The organism is Streptomyces sp. NPDC043861 (assembly GCF_056435905.1).
This window is the reverse complement of sequence record NZ_JBWKDP010000027.1, coordinates 1-7341: the sequence shown is the minus strand read 5'-3', so window position 1 is coordinate 7341 and position 7341 is coordinate 1. Positions and strand designations below refer to the sequence as shown.

At 71.7% G+C, this 7341-nt stretch carries 2 protein-coding genes; both read right to left on the bottom strand.

Annotation, left to right across the window (positions count from 1 at the left end):
* The coding region (locus AC068D_RS35465; protein WP_478827274.1) for an amino acid adenylation domain-containing protein at window positions 1-6520 on the bottom strand (6520 nt) is incomplete at its 3' end.
* The coding region (locus AC068D_RS35460; RefSeq protein ID WP_478827273.1) for an AMP-binding enzyme at window positions 6520-7341 on the bottom strand (822 nt) is incomplete at its 5' end. The genes AC068D_RS35465 and AC068D_RS35460, both read right to left, overlap by 1 nt.

The window sequence follows — 7341 nt, the reverse complement described above, 5'->3', positions numbered from 1 at the left end:
CCACAGAGCCCAACAGCGCCTCCGGACCACCGTCCAGAGCCACCTCCAACGCCGACACCAGACCCTCCGCAGCCGTACGCACCAGCGCACCCACCGCCACCGGGTCCGCCGGTGCCACCGCTTCCACCGCCACCCGGATGCCCCGTCCATTGTCGTCCACGGCCACGGCGAGCGGGTAGTTGGTCGCTTCCCGGGAGAGGAGGGTCTTGATGCCGGCCGCCTCCTCGTCGGTCCGCTCGTCCGTCTCCGGTGCGTCGTCCGCCGTGTCCAGGGTGTGGCGGTAGTTGAGGAAGGAGGTGAACAGCGGTGTGCCGCCGGTGAGGCCACTGGCCTGCTGAGCGACGGCAAGCGGCGCGTGCTCGTGCTCGAGCAGCTCCGCGAGCTGGTCCCGCATCGCGGACACCGCGCCCAGGACACCGAGCTCGCCCGTCCGCACGCGGAGCGGGAGGGTGTTGATGAACGGACCGGGTACCCGGTCGGCGCCGGCCCCGGCGTTCATACGGCCGAACAGCACCGTACCGAACACCACGTCGTCCCGACCACTGACCGCCGCCAGCACCCGCGCCCACGCCACGTGCATCAGCGTCGCGGGGCTGGCGCCCAGTCTGCGCGCGACCGTCCGCAGCCGTGCGTCCAGCTCGGATGGCAGCGCATCGGCCGCGCGCGCGGTGCCGGTGCCGATGCCGTGCGCATCGGTGAGCCCGTACGGTGCCGTCGGTTCGGTGACATCGCCCAGCAGTTCGGCGAAGTGGCGTTCGTGCTCCTCCCGCGGTACCCCGCCGCGCGCCTGCGCCACGAAGTCGCGGAAGGGCAGCGGCTCGGGCAGCTCGTCGTCGCGGCCGCCGAGGAAGGCCGCGATCTCGTGCAGCAGGACCTCGAGCGCCGTGTGGTCCTGGACCATGTGGTGGACCCGCACCAGCCCGAGCCAGCGGCCGTCCTGCCCGGCGGCTGTGTGCAGCTCGACCATGGGTGCCCGGGACAGGTCCATCGACAGTCCTACGGCCTCGGCCAGCGCCGCAACGGGGTCGCCGCTGCCAGGGTCGAGGGTCACCTCCTGGACCGGGAGCGCGGCTTTCCGCCACACCACCTGCACGGGCTCGCGCAGGCCGTCCCAGACGATGCCGGTCCGCAGGATGTCGTGACGGTCCAGCACCTGCTGGAGGGCCTCCGCGAACCGGTCGAGCAGGTCGCGGGATCCGAACTCCAGGACGTTCGGCTGGACGTAGGCGTCGTCACCGCCGTCGGCGAGCAGGTGGTGGAAGAGCAGACCCTCCTGGAGCGGGGCGAGCGGATATACGTCAGCGACGTTCGCGGCGCCGCCATCGACGGTGGAGACGACCCGGTCGATCTCCTCGGCGGTCAGGTCGACGAGGGTGAGCATCTCGGGAGTGATCGCGATCGCGTCCGCGGGGATCAGGTTGTCCGGAACCACCACCCGCGTCGCGGCCGCCGAGAGGGCGAGGCCGGCGGGCGTCGGGCTGTCGAACAGTGCCCGTACCGACAGCGCCACCCCCTGCGCCTGCAGCCGGCTGATCAGCCGGACGGCGAGCAGCGAGTGTCCGCCGAGGGCGAAGAAGTCGTCGTCGACGCCCACGCTCTCCACTCCGAGGACCTCGGCGAACGCCGCGCAGAGGATCTCCTCACGCACGTTCGCCGGGGGGCGGCCGGTGCCGGTGCCGGGGGTGGCATCAGGCGCGGGCAGGGCCTTGCGGTCAACCTTGCCGTTCGCGGTCAGCGGCAGCTCGTCGAGGACGACGTAGGCGGAGGGCACCATGTAAGCCGGGAGGTCCTGGCCCAGTTCCGCCCGCAGGGCGGCCACGTCGAGGTCCCCGCAGCGGACGACATAGGCGACCAGCACACCGTCTCCGAAGGCGTCACGGCGGACCGCCGCCACTGCCTGAACAACCTGCGCGTGCTGTACCAGCGCGACCTCGACCTCTCCCAACTCGACCCGGAAGCCACGGACCTTCACCTGCTCGTCCACGCGGCCGAGGCACTCCAGGTCCCCGTCCGCACGTCGGCGTGCCACGTCCCCGGTCCGGTACAGCCGCTCCCCGGACACGTACGGCGAGGCAACGAAACGCTCGGCCGTCAGGCTCGCGCGGCCCGCGTAGCCGCGCGCCAGCTGGGCGCCCGCCACGTACAGTTCGCCCGTCACACCGACAGGAACGGGCTGCAGTCTGGGGTCCAGCACATACGCCCGCATATTGGCGAACGGGCGGCCCACGGACACCGCGGCGCCTGTGATCTCTGCGGAGGTCGCCCATACCGTGGCCTCGGTCGGCCCGTAAAGGTTCACGGCCGCGATCCCGCTGTCGGTGAACCGCTGCGCAAGTTCGGACGGCAGGGCCTCGCCGCCCACCAGCGCCCGCACCCCGCTCGGCCAGCCGCTCTCCTCCAGAAGTGCCCGCCACAACGACGGCACACCCTGCACCACCGTCGCGCCGGAGGACACCACCAGCCCGGTCAGGGCGGCCGGGTCCCGGACGACGTCACTGGAGGCCACCACCACCGAAGCGCCCGACACCAGCGGCAGGAACAGCTCCAGCGCCGCGATGTCGAACGACACAGTGGTCACCGCCAGCAGCCGGTCACCAGCCGACAGCGGCACCCGCTGCCCGACAGCGAAGAGGTGGTTCACCAGGGCGCCGTGGGAAACCACCACGCCCTTGGGCCGACCTGTCGACCCCGAGGTGTAGATCACGTACGCCGTGTTCTGCGGCGCCGCAGCCGTGCCCGGGGGCAGGGCCACCGCGTCGGCGGGCTCCGCCGTCGCCGAAGATTCGTCGATCACGATCGTCGGCACCCCCGCGGGCACCGCGTCCGCGACCGCGCGCTGCGACACCACCAGGGGGACGTCTGCGTCCGCGAGCACGTAGGAGATCCGTTCGGCCGGATACTCCGGATCGATCGGAAGGTAGGCACCGCCGGCCTTCATGACGGCCAGCAGCGCGATCACGAGGTCGACCCCGCGGTCCATGACCACGCCCACGACCGACTCCGGGCCGACACCACTCCCGGTCAGCTGCCGTGCCAGTCGACTCGCCCGCTCGTCCAGCTCCCGGTACGAGACCTGCGCACCCTCGAAGACCACTGCGACCGCGTCCGGCGTGCGGGCCGCCTGGGCCTCGAACAGTCCCGGCAGCGTCGCTCCTGCGATCTCCACCACGGTGTCGTTCCACCCCTCCACGGCCCGGTGCAGACCCGCCTCGTCCAGCACCCGCACCGCACTCAGCGGCACCTCCGGACCGCCGCCCAGGGCCGTCTCCAGCGCCTGGACCAAATTTTCCGTCGCCGTGCGTACCAGCACGCCGACCGCCTCCGCATCGATCGCGCCGACCGCGTCAACCGTCAGCGCGAGGCCCTCACCGGCATCGTCCACCGCGACACCCAGCGGGTAGTTGGTGCGTTCACGCGCGTACAGCAGGCGGACCCCCGAGCCGTCCTGCTGCTGCTCCTCGGGCCGCTCCTCGGTCCCTCGGCCGGGATTGTGGCGGTAGTTGAGGAATGAGGTGAAGAGCGGCGTCTCGCCCTCGAGGCCACTGGCCTGCTGGGCGGTCGCGAGCGCGGCGTGCTCGTGCTCCAGCAACCGCGCCAGCTGCCCGCGCATCTGCGACACCGCCGCAACGACACCGGTGTCGGCCGAACGGACGCGCACCGGCAGGGTGTTGATGAACGGACCGGGCACCTGGGCGCCGCCCGCGGCCCCGCCGTCCATCCGGCCGAACAGCACCGTCCCGAAGACCACGTCGTCCCGGCCGGACATCACCGCGACGGCTCGCGCCCATGCGACGTGCAGCACGGTCGCGGCGCTCACTCGCAGCCGACGCGCCACCTCGCGCAGTCGCTGCTCGGACTCCGAGGTGAAGGGCACCACGGCACGGGCCACCGCCGTACCGTCGCCATGCACGTCCATGACCCCGTACGGGGCGGACGGCTCCTCGAAGCCGTCCAGCAGTCCGGCGAAGTACTCCTGGTGGCCGACGCGTGCGGTCTCGTCGCGCGCCTGCGCCACGAAGTCCCGGAACGGCAACGGCTCGGGGAGGTCGGCGCCCCGGCCCGTGAGGAAGGCGCCGACCTCCCGGAGCAGCAGCTCCAGGGCCATGTGGTCCTGCACCATGTGGTGCACCCGGACCAGCGCCAGCCAGCGGTCGTCGCCGGGCACGGGGGCCCGGTGCACCGTGATCAGCGGTGCACGGCCCAGGTCCATCGACAGGCCTGCGGCCGCTATCAGGCCGACGGCCACATCCTCGCCGTCCGCGGAGACGGTCACGTCCGTGACCGGTATCGGCGCGTGCCGCCACACTACCTGGACCGGCTCCGGCAGCCCTTCCCAGACGACCGAGGTCCGGAAGATGTCGTGTCGGTCCAGCACCTTCTGCAGCGCGGCCACGAAGGCGTCGAGCCCGGTGCGCGAGGGGAACTCCAGGACCGCGGGCAGCACGTAGGCGTCGTCGCCGCCGTCCGCCAGCAGGTGGTGGAAGAGCAGGCCCTCCTGGAGCGGCCCGAGCGGATAGACGTCAGCGATGTTCGCGGCCCCGCCGGGGACGGTCGAGGCGATTCGCGCAATCTCCCCGGCCGTGAGGTCGACCAACGGCAGCATCTCCGGCGTGATCGCGGTCGCGTCGGCCGGAATGAGGTTCTCCGGCACGGACACCCGCTGGGCGCCCGCCGTCAGCGCCAGCCCGGCCGGGGTGGGCGTCTCGAAAAGTGCCCGCACCGGCACGGTGACGCCCTGCGCACGCAGCCGTTCGACGAGCCGGATCGCCAGCAGGGAATGGCCGCCGAGAGCGAAGAAGTCGTCGTCTGCGCCCACCCGCTCCAGCTCCAGGACCTCGGCGAACGCGGCGCACAGCACCTCCTCGCGGGCGTTCGACGGGCCGCGGCCGGTTCCCGCCGGGTACTCCGGCGGAGCGGGCAGCCGGCCCGTGTCCACCTTGCCGTTCGCGGTCAGCGGCAGCTCGTCGAGCAGCACCACGGCCGCCGGAACCATCGACTCCGGCAGTTGCTCCCGCACGAACGCCCGCAGCTCCGCCGGGTCGACCTCCATGCCCGGCGCGGGCACCACGTACGCCACCAGCCTGCGGTCTGCCGCCGGGCCCGCCGGGCGGTCCGCGGCGTGGCCGTGCGCGGCCATCCCGGCGCCAGCCCCCTGCCCCGGGAAGACCGCCTCGGTACCCGTACCGTCCACGATCCGTACGCCGCTCAGGGGCAGCTCCGGCGCGCTCGTCAGGGTGTCCAGTACACCCGCCAGGCAGTCGGCCAGCAGACGGACCGTTTCCGCACCGAGCAGGTCGGCCGCGGCCGTCATCGAGCCCCGTATTCCGGACGGGGCTCCGTCCTGCCCGAAGACCTCCGTGAACGACACCTCCAGATCGAACTTCGCCACCGAGGCCCCCGCGGGGGTCGATGCCGACGCCTCGACACGTTCACCGTCCAGCACCGTTCGCGCGGCGTTCTGCAGGGTGAGCATCACCTGGAAGAGCGGATGCCGGGACAGCGACCGTGCCGGGGCCAGCTCCTCGACCAGCTTCTCGAACGGCACGTCCTGGTGGCCGAACGCGGCCAGGGTCGCCGCCCGCACCCGGCCGAGGGTCTCCCGGAACGTCGGGTCACCGGACAGATCCGTCCGCAGCACCAGGGTGTTGACGAAGAAACCGACCAGGTCGTCGAGAGCCTCGTCCGTACGGCCGGCGACGTCCGTACCGACCGGGATGTCCGTGCCCGCGCCGATGCGGCTCAGCAGCACGGCGAGGGCCGCCTGCAGAACCATGAACGCCGTGACGCCCTCGACCTGCGCCAACTCCACCAGCCGGGAGTGGGTCTGTGCGGAGATCTCCAGCTGCACCCTGTGGCCCCGGTACGAGGCCACGGCCGGACGCGGATGGTCGAACGGCAGTGCCAGTTCCTGCGGCAGGCCCTCCAACGCACCGCGCCAGTAGTTGAGCTGACGACTCATCAGACTGCTTGGGTCCGTTGCGTCGCCCAGGAGCTCGCGCTGCCAGATCGCGTAGTCCGCGTACTGCACCGGCAGCGGTTCCCACATCGGCGCCCGTCCTTCGGACCGGGCCTGGTACGCCGTCATGAGGTCCCGTGTGAACGGCCCCATCGACCAGCCGTCGCTGGCGATGTGGTGGAACACCACGACCAGTACCTGCTCGTCCGGCGACACGGCCAGCAGTTGGGCGCGCAGCGGCACTTCGGCCGCCAGGTCGAAGGCGTACCCTTCAGCGGCCTCGATGGCGGCTGGGAGGTCGGCCGGCGCGACCTCGACGACCTCCAGTCCCCATTCCAGGTCGTCGATCTTGAGGAGCCGCTGTTGCGGTTCCCCGTCGACGGTCTCGAACACTGTGCGCAGAACCTCGTGCCGACCGACGACGTCCCTCAGCGCCGCGTTCAGCGCCTGCCGGTCGGTCTGCCCGCCCAGCGGCAGCACGACCGGGACGTTGTAGACGGCGCTCGGCCCCTCCAACTGGGAGATGAACCACAGCCGCCGCTGCGCGAATGACAACGGAACCATCAGGACTCCTCCTGGTTGCGCCGGGGCCGAAGGGCCGGCCTGGTCTGTGCCGGCTGCGTCTGCTGCTCGAGTCGGCCAACGAGGCCGGCCGGTGTCGGGGCGTCGAAGAGCGCCGCGATCTCCACCTCGACGTTCAGCACCGTCCGGATCCGGTTGATCAGGCGGGCAGCGAGCAGGGAGTGACCGCCGAGCTGGAAGAAGTCGTCGTCGACGCCCACCTTGTCCAGGCCCAGGATCTCGGCGAACGCCTGGCACAGCGCCCGCTCGCGTTCGTTGGCCGGTTCACGCCCGGAACCGGCACCAGCCGACAGCTCCGGGGCGGGCAGGGCCTTGCGGTCCAGCTTCCCGTTGCCGGTCAACGGCAACGCGTCCAGGACCACGACCGCGGACGGCACCATGTACTCCGGCAGCCTGCCGACGACATGTCCGCGGATCAGACCGGGCAAAGCCTCCAGATCATCCTCCGGGTCATCCGCGACGACGTAGGCGACAAGGCGGGTGTCTCCGGGGACGTCCTCACGAGCGATCACCGCAGCCTGCGCCACCTGCGGATGCGCAGCCACGACGGCCTCGACCTCGCCCGGCTCGATCCGGAACCCACGAACCTTCACCTGCTCGTCCGCACGCCCCAGGAACTCCAACTCACCATCCGCACGCCGGCGCGCCACATCACCCGAGCGATACATCCGCGCACCAGGCTCGAACGGACTCGCCACAAACCGCTCCGCCGTCTGGCCAGCCCGGTTGACATAGCCCCGGGCGAGCTGGGCACCCGCGATGTACAGCTCACCGGCCACACCCGGAGCCACCGGGCGCAGGAA